Annotated in this window: 14 protein-coding genes; 6 read left to right on the forward strand and 8 right to left on the reverse strand. The window is 66.9% G+C overall.

Going from position 1 to position 18,213, the window contains the following annotated elements:
• On the reverse strand, positions 1–1,857 hold a 1,857-nt coding region (gene acs, locus RUU78_RS05290; protein WP_313914409.1), incomplete at its 3' end, for an acetate--CoA ligase.
• 212 nt (positions 1,858–2,069) lie between these two features.
• On the opposite strand from acs, the gene RUU78_RS05295 reads away from it, so the two are divergent.
• Together RUU78_RS05295 and RUU78_RS05300 are read left to right on the forward strand one after the other, a co-directional pair.
• On the forward strand, positions 2,070–3,443 hold the full coding sequence (locus RUU78_RS05295; protein ID WP_313914410.1) for a DcaP family trimeric outer membrane transporter: 1,374 nt from the start codon (positions 2,070–2,072) through the stop codon (positions 3,441–3,443).
• Positions 3,444–3,454: 11 nt separating this feature from the next.
• The gene (locus RUU78_RS05300) at positions 3,455–5,128 is read left to right on the forward strand and encodes an MFS transporter (RefSeq protein ID WP_313914412.1); all 1,674 of its coding nucleotides are present in this window, start codon (positions 3,455–3,457) and stop codon (positions 5,126–5,128) included.
• 89 nt (positions 5,129–5,217) lie between these two features.
• Here RUU78_RS05300 and RUU78_RS05305 read toward each other — a convergent pair whose 3' ends face one another.
• Positions 5,218–6,369, reverse strand: coding sequence for a GGDEF domain-containing protein (locus tag RUU78_RS05305; protein ID WP_313914414.1), 1,152 nt, complete (start codon positions 6,367–6,369; stop codon positions 5,218–5,220).
• A gap of 268 nt (positions 6,370–6,637) precedes the next feature.
• Positions 6,638–8,404: a DUF885 domain-containing protein gene (locus RUU78_RS05310; RefSeq protein ID WP_313914415.1), complete on the reverse strand. Its 1,767-nt coding sequence runs from the start codon at positions 8,402–8,404 to the stop codon at positions 6,638–6,640.
• Positions 8,405–8,652: 248 nt separating this feature from the next.
• On the opposite strand from RUU78_RS05310, the gene RUU78_RS05315 reads away from it, so the two are divergent.
• Positions 8,653–9,432: a rhomboid family intramembrane serine protease gene (locus tag RUU78_RS05315; protein ID WP_313914418.1), complete on the forward strand. Its 780-nt coding sequence runs from the start codon at positions 8,653–8,655 to the stop codon at positions 9,430–9,432.
• Positions 9,433–9,693: 261 nt separating this feature from the next.
• Complete coding sequence (locus tag RUU78_RS05320) at positions 9,694–10,725, forward strand: DUF3142 domain-containing protein (protein WP_313914420.1); 1,032 nt, start codon at positions 9,694–9,696, stop codon at positions 10,723–10,725.
• A gap of 10 nt (positions 10,726–10,735) precedes the next feature.
• Here RUU78_RS05320 and RUU78_RS05325 read toward each other — a convergent pair whose 3' ends face one another.
• Positions 10,736–11,203 (reverse strand): Lrp/AsnC family transcriptional regulator, encoded by a 468-nt coding sequence (locus RUU78_RS05325; RefSeq protein ID WP_313914422.1) that lies wholly within the window; start codon positions 11,201–11,203, stop codon positions 10,736–10,738.
• Between the two features lie 142 nt (positions 11,204–11,345).
• On the opposite strand from RUU78_RS05325, the gene phhA reads away from it, so the two are divergent.
• Positions 11,346–12,236: a phenylalanine 4-monooxygenase gene (gene phhA / locus RUU78_RS05330; protein WP_313914424.1), complete on the forward strand. Its 891-nt coding sequence runs from the start codon at positions 11,346–11,348 to the stop codon at positions 12,234–12,236.
• Positions 12,237–12,483: 247 nt separating this feature from the next.
• Here phhA and RUU78_RS05335 read toward each other — a convergent pair whose 3' ends face one another.
• The 4 genes from RUU78_RS05335 to RUU78_RS05350 all read right to left on the reverse strand — a co-directional run bounded on the left by RUU78_RS05335 (position 12,484) and on the right by RUU78_RS05350 (position 14,606).
• Positions 12,484–12,963, reverse strand: a complete 480-nt coding sequence (locus RUU78_RS05335; RefSeq protein WP_313914426.1) for a hypothetical protein — start codon at positions 12,961–12,963, stop codon at positions 12,484–12,486.
• Positions 12,964–13,093: 130 nt separating this feature from the next.
• Positions 13,094–13,693, reverse strand: coding sequence for a lysophospholipid acyltransferase family protein (locus RUU78_RS05340; protein ID WP_313914428.1), 600 nt, complete (start codon positions 13,691–13,693; stop codon positions 13,094–13,096).
• On the reverse strand, positions 13,690–14,112 hold the full coding sequence (gene arfB, locus RUU78_RS05345) for an alternative ribosome rescue aminoacyl-tRNA hydrolase ArfB (protein ID WP_313914430.1): 423 nt from the start codon (positions 14,110–14,112) through the stop codon (positions 13,690–13,692). Before arfB ends, RUU78_RS05340 begins: the two co-directional genes overlap by 4 nt.
• A gap of 8 nt (positions 14,113–14,120) precedes the next feature.
• Positions 14,121–14,606, reverse strand: coding sequence for a YajQ family cyclic di-GMP-binding protein (locus RUU78_RS05350; protein ID WP_313914432.1), 486 nt, complete (start codon positions 14,604–14,606; stop codon positions 14,121–14,123).
• Between the two features lie 97 nt (positions 14,607–14,703).
• On the opposite strand from RUU78_RS05350, the gene RUU78_RS05355 reads away from it, so the two are divergent.
• Entirely contained in the window at positions 14,704–18,096 is a 3,393-nt protein-coding gene (locus RUU78_RS05355; RefSeq protein WP_313914434.1) for a CHAT domain-containing tetratricopeptide repeat protein, read from the forward strand.
• Positions 18,097–18,213: the final 117 nt, after the last annotated feature.

The raw sequence follows: 18,213 nt of genomic DNA on the forward strand, positions 1-18,213 counted from the left end.
CTCGGCGATCTTGCGCAGGATGCGGCGCATGATCTTGCCGGAGCGCGTCTTGGGCAGGCCCGGTGCCCACTGCAGGTAATCGGGCGAGGCGATCGGGCCGATGTCCTTGCGCACCCAGTTGATGAGTTCCTTGCGCAGCTCGTCGCTGCCGATCTCTCCGACCTTGAGCGTGACGTAGGCATAGATGCCCTGGCCCTTGATGTCGTGCGGACAGCCGACCACGGCGGCCTCGGCCACCTTCGGATGCGAGACCAGCGCGCTCTCGACTTCCGCCGTGCCGATGCGGTGGCCGGAGACGTTGATCACGTCGTCGACGCGACCGGTGATCCAGTAGTAGCCGTCCGCGTCGCGACGCGCGCCGTCGCCGGTGAAATAGGCGCCGGGATAGGTGCGGAAGTAGGTGTCGACGAAGCGCTCGTGGTCGCCGTACACCGTGCGCATCTGGCCGGGCCAGGAGTCGGTCAGGATCAGGTTGCCTTCGCAGGCGCCTTCCAGCACGACGCCGTTGGCATCGACGATGGCCGGCTTGACGCCGAAGAACGGCTTGGTCGCCGAGCCCGGCTTGGTGTCGGTCGCACCCGGCAGCGGCGTGATCAGCGCGCCGCCGGTCTCGGTCTGCCACCAGGTGTCGACGATCGGACAGCGGCCGTCGCCGACGACACGGTGATACCACTCCCAGGCTTCGGGATTGATCGGTTCGCCGACCGTGCCGAGCAGGCGGATCGACGCGCGCGAGGTACGCCGCACCGGTTCCTCGCCTTCGCGCATCAGCGCGCGGATCGCGGTGGGCGCGGTGTAGAAGATGGTGATCCCGTGCTTGTCGACGACCTGCCAGAAGCGGCTGACGTCCGGCCAGTTCGGCACCCCCTCGAACATGACCGTCGTGGCGCCGTTGGCGAGGGGCCCGTAGACCACGTACGAATGCCCGGTGACCCAGCCCACGTCGGCCGTGCACCAGTAGATGTCGTCCTCGCGCAGGTCGAACACGCACTCGTGGGTGTAGCTGACGTAGGTCAGGTAGCCGCCGCTGGTATGCAACACGCCCTTGGGTTTGCCGGTCGAACCCGAGGTATACAAGATGAACAAAGGATCTTCGGCATTCACCGTTTCGGGCGCGCACTCGCTGGGCTGCTCGGCGATCAGCGCGCTCCACCAGCGGTCGCGCGGGGTCTGCATCGCGATCGGCGCGCCGGTACGGCGGACCACGAGCACGGTTTCCACCGACGTCGTGCCGGGCCGCGTCAGCGCCTCGTCCACGTTCGCCTTGAGGGCGACCTTCTTGCCGCCGCGCAGCCCCTCGTCGGCGGTGATGACGAGCTTGCATTGCGAGTCGGCGATGCGCCCGGCCAGCGAGTCCGGCGAAAAGCCGCCGAATACGACCGAGTGCACGGCGCCGATGCGCGCGCAGGCCAGCATGGCCACGGCGGACTCGGGAATCATCGGCAGATAGATCGCGACACGGTCGCCCTTGGCGATGCCGAGGTTGCGCAGCAGGTTGGCCGCGCGGCAGACCTCCGCATGCAGCTCGCGATAGGAGATGCGGCGTGACTCGGCCGGGTCGTCGCCTTCGAAGATGATGGCGGTCTTGTCGCCGCGCGTGGCGAGATGGCGGTCGAGGCAGTTCGCCGAGACGTTCAGCGCACCGTCGCCGAACCAGCGGATGTGCAGATCGTCGGCGGCGAACGACACGTCCTTGACCTGCGTGAACGGAGTGATCCAGTCCAGCCGCTGCGCCGTGCGCGCCCAGAAGCCTTCCGGATCGTCGACCGATTCGGCATACAGCGCCTCGTACTGCGCGCGCGTGATGCGCGTCTGCTTTGCGTAGGCTTCGTCAACCGGATAAATCTTGTTCGACATGACGGTATCCCTTTATATATTTCTATATATCAGCAAAGTATCGCGCCGACGGCGCCCCTCCCCTGCTGCATTGCATCAACAGTATCCGAGGCTTACGCGCAACCAATCCGACTTTAGTCGAAACACGACCTTGCTTCGACCAATGGCGAATAGGCGTGCCTGGTCAGGGGGCGCAACCTCGGCGCGCCACACACCTTGGGAGGGGTCGTTCCATGGCTATCTCGCATCTTTTTTCACTACGCCGCACCGTACTGACCGCCGCGTTACTGGTATCGCTGAGCGGAGCGGCCCAGGCCGATAGCCGCAGCGAAGCAGCGCTCGAAGGCCGCATCGCGCAACTCGAACAGCAGCTGGCCGAATTGAAGGCCGCTGTCGACGCACAGAAGAAGGCGACTGCCGCGGCGCCCGCCGTCGCGCCCGCTGCCGCCGGCCCTGCCGCTGCCGGCGTGAAGCTGCCGATCCAGGTCACCACGCTCACGCCGGGTGCCAATCCCGGCACGACGGTGAAGATCGGCGGTTTCATCAAGACTGACTTCATGCTCACGCGCACCGACTCGGGCCAGCTTGCCGACTCGGCCAGCGGCCGCGATCTCTATGTGCCTGGGCAGACGCCGGTCGGTGGCAGCGGTTCGGGCACCGACTATGACGCTGGCGCGAAGTTCTCACGTCTGAGCATCGGCGTTGATTCCGTCACCGACAACAACGACAAGCTCGGCGCTTTCGTCGAATGGGACTTCTTCGGCGGCGCACTTGGCAACGAGAACGCGACCAACACTTACGGCGTCACGCTGCGCCACGCTTACGCCTACTGGAACACATGGCTGGCCGGGCAGACCTGGTCCACGTTCATGGATACGGCGGCATTGCCCGAGGCGGTCGATTTCATCGGCCCGACCGATGGCGTGGTGTTCGTGCGTCAGCCGCAGATCCGCTACACCACCGGAAACTTCCAGATCTCGCTGGAGGACCCGCAGACCACGATCATTCCGCGCGGTGGTGGCGCCGCGGCCAGTTCCGACCGCGGTGCGGTGCCCGACCTGGCCGCGCGCTATACCTGGAAAGGCACCTGGGGCCACTTCGGCGTCGCCGGCTTGCTGCGCGACCTGCGTGTCGATCGTCTGGCCGCCGGCACCACACCGGCGATCGAGGACAGCCAGTTCGGCGGCGCACTCAGCGTGAGCGGCAAGTTCAATATCGGCGAACGCAACGACATCCGCTATCAGCTGAGCGGCGGCGCGATCAGCCGCTACATAGGCCTGGGTGTCACGTCCGATTCGGTGCTCGACCTCAACAACGACCTGGAAGGCATCGACGGCTTCGCCGGCTATGTCGCCTGGCGGCATGTCTTCGCCAACAAGAAGCTGCGCAGCAACCTGATGTTCGCACGCAGCGACTACGACAATCCCGTGGCCTTCACCGGAACCGGCGTCACCAAGAGCTCGCAGAGCTTCCGCCTCAACTTCATCTATTCGCCGCTGCCCAAGCTCGATGTGGGCGTCGAATACATGGTTGGTCGGCGTGAACTCGAGAGCGGTGCCGAGGGCGACATCGATCGCCTGCAGTTCATGGCCAAGTACTCGTTCTGAGGAGCATCACAATGGCTAGCGTCCCCAACTCTGCCGCACCGGCCGGAGCACCGCTCACCCAGGGCCACAAGCGCGTCATCTTCGCATCAAGCCTCGGCACGGTGTTCGAGTGGTATGACTTCTATCTGTACGGTTCGCTCGCGGCGATCATCGCCAAGCAGTTTTTTACCGCGCTCAGTCCGACCAGCGGCTTCATCTTTGCACTGCTCGCCTTCGCCGCCGGCTTCGCCGTGCGTCCGTTCGGCGCGCTCGTGTTCGGCCGCCTCGGTGACCTGATCGGCCGCAAGTACACCTTCCTCGTCACGATCGTGATCATGGGTCTGTCGACCTTCCTGGTCGGCATCCTGCCGAGCTACGCCAGCATCGGCATTGCCGCGCCGGTGATTCTGATCACGTTGCGACTTTTGCAAGGATTGGCGTTGGGTGGTGAATACGGCGGCGCGGCGACCTATGTCGCCGAACATGCGCCCGCGGGCAAGCGTGGTCTCTACACGAGCTTCATCCAGACCACCGCGACGCTCGGCCTGTTCCTGTCCCTGCTCGTGATCCTGGGTTGCCGCACCTGGCTCGGCAGCGAAGCCTTCGAATCCTGGGGCTGGCGCATACCGTTCCTGCTCTCGGTCCTGCTGCTCGGTATTTCGGTATGGATCCGCCTGCAGCTCAACGAATCGCCGCTGTTCCAGCAGATGAAGGCCGAAGGCAAGGGTTCGAAGTCGCCGATCAAGGACAGCTTCTTCTCCAGCAACGGCAAGATCGCGCTGCTCGCGCTGCTCGGTGCGACGGCCGGACAGGCCGTGGTCTGGTACGCGGGTCAGTTCTACGCGCTGTTCTTCCTGACCCAGACACTGAAGATAGACGCGACGACGGCGAACCTGCTCATGGCCGCGGCACTATTGGCGGCGACGCCCTTCTTCGTGGTGTTTGGCTGGCTGTCGGACAAGATAGGCCGCAAACCCATCATCATGGCGGGCTGCCTGATCGCCGCATTGACTTACTTCCCGATCTTCAAAGCCCTGACCCACTACGGTAACCCGGCACTCGAAGCGGCCAGCGCGGCCTCGCCGATCACCGTGGTCGCGGATCCACAGCAGTGCGCGTTCCAGTTCGTGCCTGGTGAGCTGAAATCGCATGTGACCTTCCGTAGCTCCTGCGACATCGTCAAGGGCTACCTGGCGGGCAAGAACATTCCGTACGTCAACGAAGCAGCGCCCGCGGGCAGCGTGGCCAGCGTCAAGATCGGCAGCCAGGTCATTCCGAGCTTCGACGGTGCGGGTCTTTCGGCCGATCAGTTCAAGACGCAGATCACGACCTTCACCGGCGCCATGGCGACGGCCGTCGCCGGAGCGGGCTACCCCGACAAGGCCGATCCGACCCAGATCAACCGCTTCATGGTGTTCGTGCTGCTGGCCATCCTCGTGCTGTACGTGACGATGGTCTACGGCCCGATCGCGGCATGGCTGGTGGAACTGTTCCCGACGCGCATCCGCTATACCTCGATGAGCCTCCCGTACCACATCGGCAACGGCTGGTTCGGCGGCTTCCTGCCGACCACCGCCTTCGCCCTGGTCGCGGCCACCGGCAACATCTACCAGGGTCTGTGGTATCCGATCGTGATCGCGCTGTTCACCTTCGTCATCGGCAGCCTGTTCCTGCGCGAGACCAAGGACGTGGATATTTCCAAATAGTCAGTAAGCAAGCACGTCAGAAGGCGACACTGGGGGCGGCCGTGAGGCTGCCCCTCTTTTTTTCGCAGCCGCAACGGCCGGACTGCGCGTCACACCAGCGGTATTTCGCCGGTGACGACGCGGTTACGCCCGCCGCGCTTGGCCACGTACATGGCGCGGTCGGCGCGGCGGAGCAGTTCGTGGAAGTCCGGACCATGATCGCCCAGGGTGGCCACGCCAATGCTGATGGACAGCGCCAGCGGCGTGCTTCCCTCGTTGACCTCGAGATCGAGATCGGCGACCGCGCCGCGCAGGCGCTCGGCGACCTGGGTGGCTTCCAGGGCGTCGGTCTCGCTGAGGATCACGACGAACTCCTCGCCGCCGAGGCGGCCGATCAGATCGCCGGGACGCAGCTGCTTCTGGACGACGCGCACCACGCCCTGCAGCACCTGATCGCCGACGTCATGGCCGTGGGCGTCGTTGATGTCCTTGAAGTGATCGGCGTCCAGCAGCAGGACCGATAGCGCATGGCCGTGGCGCATCGCGTGGGAAATGTGGCTATGGGCGAGCTGTTCGAGCATGCGGCGGTTGAGCGCGCCGGTCAGCGGATCGGTCGCAGCGAGCTTCTCGAACTCGGCGCGCGTGGTTTCGCTGCACATCAGCACGAAGCCGAAGGTAGCGATGACCGGGGCCAGGGTCAGATAGCCGAAGGTCAGGCTCTGCATCGGCGTCGCGGCGACGCCGCTCGTCAGCGGCAACGGGTTCCACGATTCGAACCCGATGCGCACCAGCAGCATCGCGGCCCCGACGAGAAAGGTGGCGGCGGTGATGCGGTGGCTGGTAGGCCAGGGCCGTGGTGACGTGCAAACGGCCTCGCGGGCGCCGAGAACCAGCAGGATCAGCACGACGGCCGACGTCGCGACGGTACGCATCGGCACGCTGGGCGCAATCCAGGTAAAGAACACCACGGGGACCAGTACCCAGACAGCGATGGCCTGTGGCACGTACCAATGCCGGGCGTCGGCGTGGAGCGCGCGCAGCGCTCGCGGATACTCGGCGTAGGCCAGGCAGATCAGCAGGTTGCCGAGCAGCACCGACACCAGATCGGGGACGTCGTCGCGCAGGCACAAGGCAAACCAGGCCAGCGACTGCAGCACGGTGCCGCGTATCCAGAGCGTCGTGGCCTCGCCCACGGGCGCCCGATAGCGGCGCAACGTCACGGCAAGGCAGAGAGCCAGCATCGCCGTGATACCTGCTGCCATCAGCATCGCCGTACGCACATCGAATAGCACGCAGCCCCCTTTGGCGCCGGCGCATCGGTGTGGCGATTCGGCAGTCCCTCGAAAGTTGCCGCGGCGTTCTGCGGTACAAGGCGGTCTTGCGCCCCGTCGCGTTTTCCCGGCGCAGGTCGTGCGTTGCATCGGTCGAAAAACACGGACTCAAAAGAGTGCCGAACTGCCAGACCGTCTGCTTGCCGGCGCGGCCTCCCGCGGATCTAACGGCAAGCAAGGTCGCGATGCGGTGAAATGCCTACGGCGCGGCCCGGTTCTCGCGGATGAACTGGTCGACGCGCTGGTCGAGCAGCGGCAGGGGAACCGAGCCCAGCGATAACACCGCGTCGTGGAACGCGCGCAGATCGAAGCGCGTGCCGAGCTCGCGTTCGGCCTTGGCGCGCAGCTCGCGGATGCGCAGTTCGCCGAGCTTGTAGCTCAGCGCCTGGCCGGGCCAGGAGATGTAGCGATCCACCTCGGTCGTGATCTCGTGCTCGGACAGCGCGGAATTGTCGCGCAGCAGCGCGAGCGCCTGTTCGCGGGTCCACTGCTTGGCATGGATGCCGGTGTCGATGACCAGGCGGCAGGCGCGCCACATTTCATAGGTCAGGCGGCCGAACTGTTCGTACGGCGTTTCGTAGATGCCCATCTCGACGCCGAGGTGTTCTGCGTACAGCGCCCAGCCTTCGCCGAAGGCCGAGATATAGCTGTAGCGGCGGAACGGCGGTTGCTCGCCCTGTTCGTTGGCCAGCGCGCCCTGCAGATGATGGCCGGGCACGGCTTCGTGCAGCGTCAGCGCGGGCAACGCATACAGCGGGCGCGCCTCGAGCTTCCAGGTATTGACCCAATAGAAGCCGGCGGTCTTGCCGTCGGCCGGTGCGCCGCTGTAGCGCCCGGTGGTGTAGTAAGGCGCGATCGCCGCTGGCACCGCCACGACACCATAGGGCAGGCGCGGCAGCTTGCCGAAGTATTTCGGCAGCTCGCCGTCGATGCGCTTGGCGATGTCGCGCGCGATCATCAGCAGTTCGCGCGGGGTCTTGGCGTAGAACTGCGCGTCGCTGCGCAAGAAGGTCAGGAACGCGGCGAAGTCCCCGTCGAACTTCGCATCCTTCATGACTTTTTCCATTTCTGCCCGAATCCGTGCCACTTCGCGCAGGCCGATCCCGTGGATTTCCTCCGGCGTGGAATCGAGCGTCGTGTATTCGCGGATCTGATGCTGGTAGTAGTCCTTGCCGTTTGGCATCGAATACGCGCCGAGGGTCTTGCGCGCCTGCGGCACATAGTCGTCGACGAAGTATTTCAGCAGTTTCGCGTATGCCGGCACGACATGCTTGCGCACCGCCTCCTCTCCCTCGCGGCGCAGCGCCTCGGCGTCCTCGGCGGGGATGTCGGACGGCAGCTTCGTGAACGGCTGATAGAACGGATTCTTCGCGAGGTCCTTGCCTTCGGCAATCTCGCGCAGCGGGCCGTCGCGGCCCTGCAGCACGACCTGGGGCAAGGTCATGCCGATCCTGACGCCCTGCTGCAGCAGCACGATGTGCTCGTCGAAATAGGCCGGGATCGCGGCGAGCTTGGCGATGTAGGTGCGGTAGTCGGCCGTGGTCTTGAGCTTCTGCGATTCGGGCATCTGCATCAGGTCGGCGTAGAAGCTCGAATCCGATGTCATCGGCAGGAGATAGTCCTTGAGCCGCAGGCCGTTGATGCGATTGGCGAGCTGGTTGCGATAGATCGCGTAGTTGATCGCGTCGGCGGGATCGAGCTGCTCGGCGGGAATCGCGTCGAGTTCGCGCTGGAACCCTTCCAGTGCCTTCAGCCGGCGCAGCTGGCTGGGCTCGTCGACGTGGCCGAGCTCGGCGTCGCGCGAACGGTCGCCGAGGTAGCTTGCGAACTGCGGGCTCTCGCGCAGGCGCCAGGTCCATTCGCGCTCGTACAGGTCCTTGAAGCGGTCGGCAGCGGAATCGGCGGCGATGACCGGGAAGGCCAGAGCCAGGGCAAGCAGCGACGCGGCGATACGGAATGGCGACATGGTTCTCTCCCGGACGATCCGTCAAGGCTAGCCCATGCCGCCTGCGTGCCGCCCCTGCAAAAGGTCGTAGCGCATTGTTGGCCGGGACTGTGGCGTCTGGCTTGCGCAATCCGGTGGCATGGACGTCGCCGATTGCGCTATTGCGCCGCGGCCCGTGCCGGGACCTGACATCCGGACCGGCATTGCGTGCTTCCGGCTGGCCTGTACCGTTCCCTTGACTGCCCCGGCACTGCCCCAACCTCGCGCCAATGGATACGACCGCTACTGTTCCCCCACGCGATACCCCACAGCTCAAGCGCGCGAGCCTGCTCGCCCTGGCGTTCGTCGCCGTGCTCTGGCTCGTGAAGTTCATCGAAGTCGCCGCCGGCCTGGACTTCAGCGATTTCGGCGTGCGTCCACTGGACGCGAGCGGTCTGCTCGGTGTGCTGACGTCGCCGCTGGTGCACGGATCGTTCGAGCACCTGATCATGAACAGCCTGCCACTGGCAGTCCTGCTGGCGCTGGCACGCTTCACCTATCCCAGCGGTTCCTGGCGCGCGCTGATTTTCATCTGGCTACTCGGCGGCGTGGGCACCTGGCTGATCGGCCGGCCGTCCTGGCATATCGGCGCGAGCGGCGTGACGCACGGCCTGATGTTCTACCTGTTCGTGCTCGGACTGCTGCGGCGCGACCGTAATGCGATGGTCGTCGCGATGGTCGTGTTCTTCCTCTACGGCGGCATGTTGGTGACCGTGCTGCCGCGCGAGATCGGCGTGTCGTGGGAAGCGCACCTCAGTGGCGCGCTGGCCGGGACGATTGCCGCGTTCCTCTGGCAGCAGCGCGATCCGCCGACACCGCTGCCGCGGCCGAGCTGGGAACTCGAGGAAGAAGCCGCGGCCGCTGCACTGGCCGCCGAGACGGATACCTACGAGCTGCCGCGGCCGGCGCAGGTGCCGGTGTTGTGGCAGCGCGTGCCGGACGATCGCGGCGTGATCCTGGAATTTCCGCGCCGACGCCGGGATGACGATGCGCCGCCGACGGTGCATTGACGCGGTGTCGGCGCACGCGCGTCGCGCCGCGACATCGTCCGTAGTGCGTAGCTTGCCGGCGTGAGGCGCGCCTCGCGATGGCGCCGGATATTGCAGCCGGCTTGCGCAAGCCTACTGATCGCGATCGCGGCCCTGCCGTCGGCGTGCAGCGCCCCACCCGCGCCGAGGCTTCCCCACAGCCTCTACATCTGGCAACGCTCGTGGGACCCGTCTCTGGTTGCCGCGGTCGCCGAATCGCGCGCGTTCGCGGCGTCGCTGCGCGTGCTTGTGCTGCAGGTGGACCGCACGGGCTACATCGCGACGAGCCAGAACGTTGACTGGGCCGCATTGAAGGCGACCGGCCTGCCCGTGACCGCGGTCGTGCGCATAGACGGTTCGCTGCCCGACGCGCGACTACGCGAGCGCGTGCCGGGTCTGATCGATCAGGAACTTCGGCGCTGGCGCAGCGAGGGCCATGGCGGCGGCACGCTCGAAATCGACTACGACTGCGCGACCTCGAAGCTCGCCGACTATGCGCGCCTGCTCGCCGATATTCGCGCGAAGGTGCTCAAGACCGGTGCACTGTCGATCACCGCGCTGCCGGCCTGGCGCAACGCGCCGGAACTCGATGCGGTGCTGGCCCAGGTCGATTCCAGCGCGCTCCAGGTGCACGCGGTGCGCGATCCGGCCAGTGGCCTGTTCGATCCCGTGCTCGCGGCGCAATGGGTTGCCGACTGGTCGCGGCGCAGCGCGAACAAGCCGTTTCTCGTCGCGCTGCCGGCCTATGGGGCGCGGCTGAAACTCGATCTCGACGGCCGCATCGCCGCGGTCGAGAGCGAGCAACGCCTGCCGCTGCGCAGCGCCGGCTCTCGCGAACTCAAGGTCGATCCGCGCGAGGTGGTGACGCTGATCGCGCAGCTGAGTGCGCGCGCCTATCCGAATCTCGCCGGCTTCGCCTGGTTCCGCCTGCCGCGCGAGGGCGACGAACGTGCCTGGTCGCTGCGCACGCTGCGTGCGGTGATCGAAGGGCAGCCGCTGCAAGCGCGGCTTCGCATCGCACTACAGGCAGCGGCGGACGGGCCGCTGGATCTCGTGCTGCACAGCGACGGCAATCTCGATGCGCCACTGCCGGCGCGGTTGCGTATCGACGGCGACTGCAGCGCCGCCGATGGCGCGAACGGCTATATCGCGGTGCGCGGCGACAGGCTGCACTTCGAGCGCACGGCCGAAGCCGACCTTCGCGCTGGCGGCAGCCGGCGCATCGGCTGGCTGCGCTGTCGTGATCCGGCGCAGGTCCGCGTCCAGGCCGATTGACGCGAGTGCGCTACAGCGGCAGCGCGCCGGTCTGTTTGACCGTGCGCAGCACGAAGCTCGAATTCACGTCCGCCACGCCCGAGTCGTTGAGCAGGCGGTCGAGCAGGAAGCGCGAGAAATGATCGAGGTCCTCGACGACGACGTGAAGCAGGTAGTCCATGTCGCCGGTCAGCGCATGGCAGGCGACGACTTCGCCGGATTCGGTCACGCGCTGGATGAAATGTTCGATCGACTGCGCGTCGTGGCGCGCGAGCTGCACGCGCACGAAGGCCTGCAGGCCGAGGCCGACCGCGCGCGGTTCGACGCGGGCCGCATAGCCGCTGATCACGCCGGTCTGCTCGAGTCGCTGCACCCGGCGCAGGCAGGCCGACGCCGACAGGCTGATGGTCTCGGCCAGTTCGGCGTTGGTGATGCGGCCGTCACGCTGCAACACCTCGAGGATACGCAGGTCGATCCTGTCCAGCTCGCTGTCCGTCATAGAAATTGCGCGAATTGCCGTTAATTCGGTGGAATCTTGCGCTAAATCCGGATTACAGCGCAACAAAGCAATCCTGTTGCGCACCGCTGCGCCTACACTGCCCAGGTCGCGCAGCCGTTTGCGCTCTCGCCGGAGTAGTCGCATGCAGACCGTCGCCGAACGCGTCGAACACCAGCTCACCGACAAGGGCTATGTGCCGGTCTACACGACGCGCGTCATCGAGCAGCCGTGGGACACGTATACCGCGACCGATCATGAAACCTGGGCGACGCTGTTCAAGCGCCAGCGTGAACTGCTCGTCGGCCGCGCAGCCAATGAGTTCGTCGAAAACCAGGAACGTTTCGGCATGTCGGCCGATACGATCCCGAAGTTCAGCGAACTCAATCGCGTGCTTGCCGAAACCACCGGCTGGGAACTCATCGCCGTCGAAGGGCTCCTGCCCGAGCTGACCTTTTTCGAACATCTGGCCAGCCGGCGCTTTCCGGTGACCTGGTGGATACGCAAGCCCGAACAGCTGGACTATCTGGCCGAGCCTGACCTGTTCCACGACCTGTTCGGCCACGTGCCGCTGCTACTGAATCCGGTTTTCGCCGACTACATGCAGGCCTATGGCGCGGGCGGCGTCAAGGCCGCGGCCATCGCGCCCGAAGCCCTGGCCAACCTCACGCGGCTGTATTGGTACACGGTCGAATTCGGCCTGATCGACACGCCCGAAGGCCTGCGCATCTACGGCGCCGGCATCGTCAGCTCCAAGGGCGAATCGATCTACAGCCTCGAATCCGATGCGCCGAACCGCATCGGCTTCGATCTCGAACGCGTGATGCGCACGCGCTATCGCATCGACACCTACCAGAAGACCTACTTCGTCATCGACAGCTACGAACAGCTCATCGAAGCGACCCGGCCGGACTTCACGCCGCTGTATGCGCGTCTTGCCGATGCCGCCTCGCACCCGGCCGGCGATGTGCTCGACAGCGACACCGTCTACCAGCGCGGCACGGGCGAAGGGTGGCTCAGCGACGGGGACGTGTGAGGGATCGCGGCGGCGCGACGTGTTGAACCACATCTAGCTAACCGGAACCGGTTGATGTTGATCTCGCCCCCGAGTCGCGGACACGCGTTCAGGCTTGAAGCGACGAGGAGGACAGCTCGAACTCTTCCGGACTGAGTTAGCTCAAGGTCGAGTGAAGCCCGTTTCGATGGTAGTCAACCTCGATGCCGCGGTTGTTCGAGTGAACGGACTACAGAGATGACCTGTGGCAATGCCGGTGAGGGCATGCTCAGCGCAGGATCCAGCGCCGTCCGGCCGCGCGTCGCGGACGCGGCCAGCGCACTGCGCCGGCGGCGAGATTTAGCACCGAGGCGCCGATCACCAGCGCGATCGACGGCAGGTTGTCCGCGGTCCAGTTTGTCGCGTCGAAACCGGCAACTGTGGCGATTGTGGACAGCAGCAGCGTGATGCCGGGTACCAGCTGCAACACCCAGCGCCGCCACGACCAGTGCTGGCGGCCGTGCCGGCTGCGCCACCAGAATGGGCCGGCCAGCATCGGAAACACGAGGCCAAGCGTGGCGGCCCACGGGAACATCATGCTCAGCGGCGAGGCCAGCAGCACGAGTTCCGCCGCCGCGGCACCGACGATGAAAGCGAACGCCGCGTCCCAGCGGCGTGCATGGCCTGGTTCGTTGCGGCTCCACGCCGCTGCGCAGGCAAAGCCGGCGAGGGTCAGGCAGAGCAGGGCAGGCAGCAGCAGGGCGGTCATATGCGCCAGCGTGCGTGCGGTCGATGACAGTACGACGACAGCAGACGAAAAAAGTGGAGAGGAGTGAGAAAACAGTCTGCAAGCGCGCTGCTTCTACTCGTTTCTCACTTCTCTTCACTCTTTCCTGTTCTCAAGCTCCGCGATTCTTGCCGCGCCACGGCCGGTAGAACTCCCGTATGCGCGCGATATCCGCCTCGCGATCGTCGGTGAGCTCGAACACCGGGCCGATGCCGATGGTCTTCTCCGGATAGTGGAAGTACAGCGTCATGACCGGCACGCCGGCCGCGCGCGCAATTTGCCAGAATCCCGATTTCCACTTTGTCACCGTCTTGCGTGTGCCTTCCGCGGCGATGCCGAGCCAAAGGCGCTCACTCGCGTCGAAGCGCTCGACCATCTGCTCGACCACGCCGTTCGCGGCGCCGCGCTCGATCGGGATGCCACCCATGCGCCGCAGCAGCCAGCCCAGCGGACCCCGGAACAGCTCTTTCTTGGCCATGAACGATGCGTCCAGTCCGATGGCGGCCTTGAACATCAGCCCCCAGACGCCGTCCCACCAGGAGGAATGCGGCGCGGCCACGAAGACCAGCTTTGGAATGTCCGGAAACTGGCCGACGAGCTTCCAGCCGCAGAAGCGCAACAGCCAGCCGAAGAAGCGGCGCAGCGGCGTCTGCGGCGATAGCGGAACGTGCGACGGCCGCGTGCCGGCGTAGGGCAGGTGCTGCTCGATCACTCGTCTTTCCAGTTCTTGCCGCGGCCGGCCTTGTGTGCGGAGCGGGTCTTCTTCTCCTGCAGGCGACGCTCCTGCGAACCCTTGCTCGGCTTGGTCGCAATGCGCTTCTTCGCCACCACCGTGGCGGCGCGCACGATCTCGGCCAGGCGCTCGCGCGCGTCCTCGCGATTGCGCCCCTGGTCGCGGAAGCGGCTCGCGGAGATCACCAGCACGCCCTCGTCGGTCAGGCGGCGGTCGCGGCGCGCAAGCAGCCGTGCGCGCACAGCGTCGGGCAGCGAGGGCGAGTTGGCCACGTCGAAACGCAGCTCCACCGCGCTGGCGACCTTGTTGACGTTCTGCCCGCCCGGGCCGGACGAACGCACGAAGCTCTCGCTGAGCTCGTCGTCGTGGATGCGGATCTGCGGTGTGACTTCGAGCATGGCCGGGGTCAGTCGCGGAAATTTTCGTACTGCAGCGGCATGTCGATGTCCTCGCTCTTGCGCAGGAAGGCGATGGCGACCTGCAGGTCGTCGCGCTTTTTGCCGTTGACGCGCAGCTGGTCGCCCTGGATCTGTGCCTGCACCTTGAGGCCGGCGTCCTTGAGCAGCTTGATGATCTTCTTGCCGAGCGGCTGGTCCACGCCCTGCTTGAGCGTGACCTTCTGCCGCGCCGCGGACAGGTTGGTCTCGGGGTCGGCCACCTCGGCACAGCGGATGTCGATGCCGCGCGCGACCAGGCGCTGGAACAGCACTTCCTGCATCTGCTTGAGGCGGAACTCGGCGTCGGCCTTGAGGGTGACGACGCCGTCGGACAGCTCGAAGCTGGCGTCGGCGCCACGGAAATCGAAGCGCTTGTCGAGCTCGCGATTGGCCTGGTCGACCGCATTGGAGATTTCGTGCGCGTCGAGCTTGGAAACGATATCGAAGGAGGGCATAGGGCCGGATTGTAGCCGGGCCGGGGCCATGCCCGCGCGCGGGCGGTGCACATGGGTAAACTCGGGCGACGACACCGCGCCGGGGAAGGGACGCAGGGTGCAGCCACCAGCCAGAGACACGACTCACGACAGCCGCGCGCGTGCCTGGCGCGGCGCGGCGCTGGCCGTCTGTGTCGCGGGCGCCGTGCTGGCCTGGCTGCCGCTGCGGCGATCGACTCCGCCGCCGCCACCCGCCGCGGTGCTGCGGGTCGCGCCGGATCCGGCAATGGCGACGCTGCGTCCAGGAGTCCCGCTGGACGTGGACCTACAGCCCGGCGCGGACCGCGATCACTACATCGAAATAGCCGCCGCGCCGCCCCTGCGCCTGCGCGTCGTCGAACGCGGCATCGACGTTCAGGCCGAACTGCTTTCCGGTTCCGCGCGCTGGCTGTTCGAAGACGACGATCTGCTGCGCTGGGGCGAACATCGCGTCGCGCTGGCCGACGCCACGCCGGACCTGCGGCTGCGCCTGCGCGCGCCGCGCATGGGATCGCCAGCCGGCACGGTCAGGCTGGAACTCCAGACCGTCGATCCGGCCACAGCCGGCCGCGGCTTCGCCCTGGACCTGGAAGAGACTGCGCTCGTCCAGCGCTTGAACGACCCCAAGCTCGCCACGGAAGCGGAAACCGCGACGCGCGCGGCGACGCTGTGCGCGGACCGCCGCGCCGTCGCCGACGAGCGCGGCTACCTGCATTGTGTCGGCTTGCGCGAACGCATCCTCGTACGTCAGTCGGACCGCGCCGCGGCGGTCGTGGCGCTGAGCGAGTCGCTGCCGGTGTGGAGGCGGCTCCGCGACATGCGCGGCCTCGCCTCGGCGCTGAATAACCTCGGCATGCATCACTACCGAATAGGCGACGCGACGCAGGCGTTGCCGGCACTTCGCGAGGCGCTCGCCGCCCTGGACGGCGTGGACGACACCCTGTTGCGTGCGCTGATCGCGAACAACATCTGCCTGAGCGAGGCATTGTTCGACAGCGGTCCCGCCGCGCGCGCCTGCTTCGAAGACGCGCTGGCGCTGTCGCAGGCCAGCGGCGACGGGCAGCGCATCGCCATTGCGCTGAACAACCTCGGCGGCGCGTACTGGCAGCTCGGCGACACGGCGCGCGCCGCCGGGTACTTCGAGGAATCGGTGCAGCGCTCGCTGTCTTTCCACGACCACCGCGGCAGCGCCGACGCACTCAACAACCTGGCGCTGGTGCAGTTCGGGCGCGGCCGTCTGACCCAGGCGCTGGACGGCTTCGAACGCGCGGGCAAGGCGTACGCGGTTGACCTGCAGGGGCAGGCGCGCACGCTGCGCAACCAGGGCGCAGTGCGCATGCTGCTCGGCGACTCCGCGTACGCGGTCGACCTGCTCAAGAGCGCGCTGGAACGGACGGAAAAGCTCAACCGCGCTGACGAAATCGTCATCACGCTGTCGCGCCTGGCCGAGGCGCAGCTCGCCAACGGGGAGGCGGCCGAGGCACGCGCGTCGGTCGATCGGGCGATGGCAGTGGCCCTGGCGTCGACCGTGACGACCCGGCCGCAGCTCGTCGTCGACAGTCAGCTGCGTGCCGCACGCATCTACCGGCGCAGTGGCGACCCGGCGGCAGCCCTGAAGGCAGCGCAGCAGGCCCATGACGGCAGCGCCGACATCGACCGCGGCGATCTTCATGACCTCGCCCGCATCGAGCTCGGCCACCTGTCGCTGCAGCGCGGCGACGCGGTCCAGGCACAGCGCTTCGCCGAAGCCGCATTGAAGTCCGCACGACTGACCCAACTGCAGCACATCGAAGCGCAGACGCTCGTTGCCGACGCGTTGTGGGCCCAGCGACGCGGCGCGGCCGCCGAGGTGGCCTACCGCAAGGCCGTCGACGCGGTGGATAAGGCGGGCTCGTATGTCTTCGACCTGGAACAGCGGGCGACTTTTCTCGCCGGTCAGCGTGCCGCGCAGGTCGGCCTGCTGACGCTGCTGATGAGCGACGTCGACGCCGAGGGTGGCTACCGGCGCGCGGCCGACGCGCTGAGCCTCAGCGCTCGCTTTCGTGCGCGCAGCCTGCGCAGCCACCTCGATGCGATGCCCTTGCCCGCGGCGACCGACGCGGCTGGCGAAGCCGAGCGCGAACGGGTACTGGCGCGATTGGCCGCGCTCGCGCTGCTGCGCTGGAAGCTGCAGAACGACGCGAGCATCGTGCGTGCGCCCACGCGGCCCTCGGCCGCCGGCGGCGAGCGCCGCACGACGCCGGAAGACGGCAGCGTCGACGAGCGCCGCCGCCGTCTCGACGCGGACATCCGCAGCGCCGAAGCCGCGCTGCGTTCACTCGACAGCGTCGCCTCGGCGCGGGATCCGGCGTCAGCGGCCGATGAGATGTCGCTGATGCAGCTGCAGCAGGCGTTGCCCGCGGACACCACGCTGGTCGTCTATCGCACGCTGCCCGAGGCGGGCTATGTCTGGGTCGTGCAGCGCGACGCGATGCGCTCCGCCCGGCTGGCCGCGCAGTACGAACTGACTGCGGCGGTGCAACGGGTGCGGGCCAGCCTGGGCGCGACGCCCGGGGGCATGGCCGGCGACTGGCGCGAAGAACTCACGCGCGCCTGCGAGCTGGTCTGGCGTCCGATCGCGGGCTGGGTCGACACGCGGCGGGTACTGGTGGTCAGCGATACCGCGTTGGACGGCCTGCCGTTCGCCGCGCTGCGCTGTGGCGAGACGCCGTCGTACCTGCTCGAACGGCACGAGCTGGCCCTGCTGCCGGCGACCTGGCTGCTGCGACGGGCGCCGGTGCGCGCGCTGACGCAGGACTTCGCCGCGCTGCTGATCGGCGATCCGGTCTACAGCCGCGACGACCCGCGCCTCGGCGCCGCGCCACAAGCGGTCCAGTCCGGCGTGGCGCTGCGCAATTCGCCGCGCCGCCTGCGCGGCAGCGGCGACGAAATCCGCCGTGTGGGCGAGCGGCTCGGTGCTGCGCACAGCACGCTGCTCGCCGGCCTCGATGCCAATCTCACTGCGTTGCGGCGCGACGACATGGATAACTTTGACATTCTACATTTCGCGACACATGGCGCCGGTGACCGTAACGGTGCCAGCGGCTCAGGCCTGGTGCTGTCGCTGTTCGACGCGCAGGGCCGTGACATCGACGGTTTCCTGTCCGCACGCCGCATCGGCGCAAGCCGCCTGGCGGCGGCGCTGGTGGTGCTCGGTGCCTGCGATACCGCGACCGGCCGTGCGGTACAGGACGAGGGAACGTTCGGCGTCGCTTATGCCTTCCTGCAGGCCGGCGCGCGGCATGTCGTCGCGACGCTGTGGCCGGTCGACGATGCCGCCATGCCCGAGCTCATGGACGGTTTCTACGCCGATCCGCACCTTGCCGCGCAGCGGCCGGCGCAGGCCCTGCGTCAGGCGCAGCTCGCGCTCGTGCAGCAATATCCCGATGCCAGTCCCGCGCTTTGGGCCGGCGTCGCAGTCTGGGGCTGGTAAGCCAAAAAGCGCCGGGCAGATCTGAGCATCGCGGAACAACTCTCTGCTTTCCGGAGCCCCCTTGAGTCAAGGGGGTGAAGAGTGATCGCTCAGAACCACCGGTTCTGATCACTCTGA

Origin of the sequence: Tahibacter sp. (assembly GCF_032229445.1) — a bacterium.
Classification (GTDB): domain Bacteria; phylum Pseudomonadota; class Gammaproteobacteria; order Xanthomonadales; family Rhodanobacteraceae; genus Tahibacter.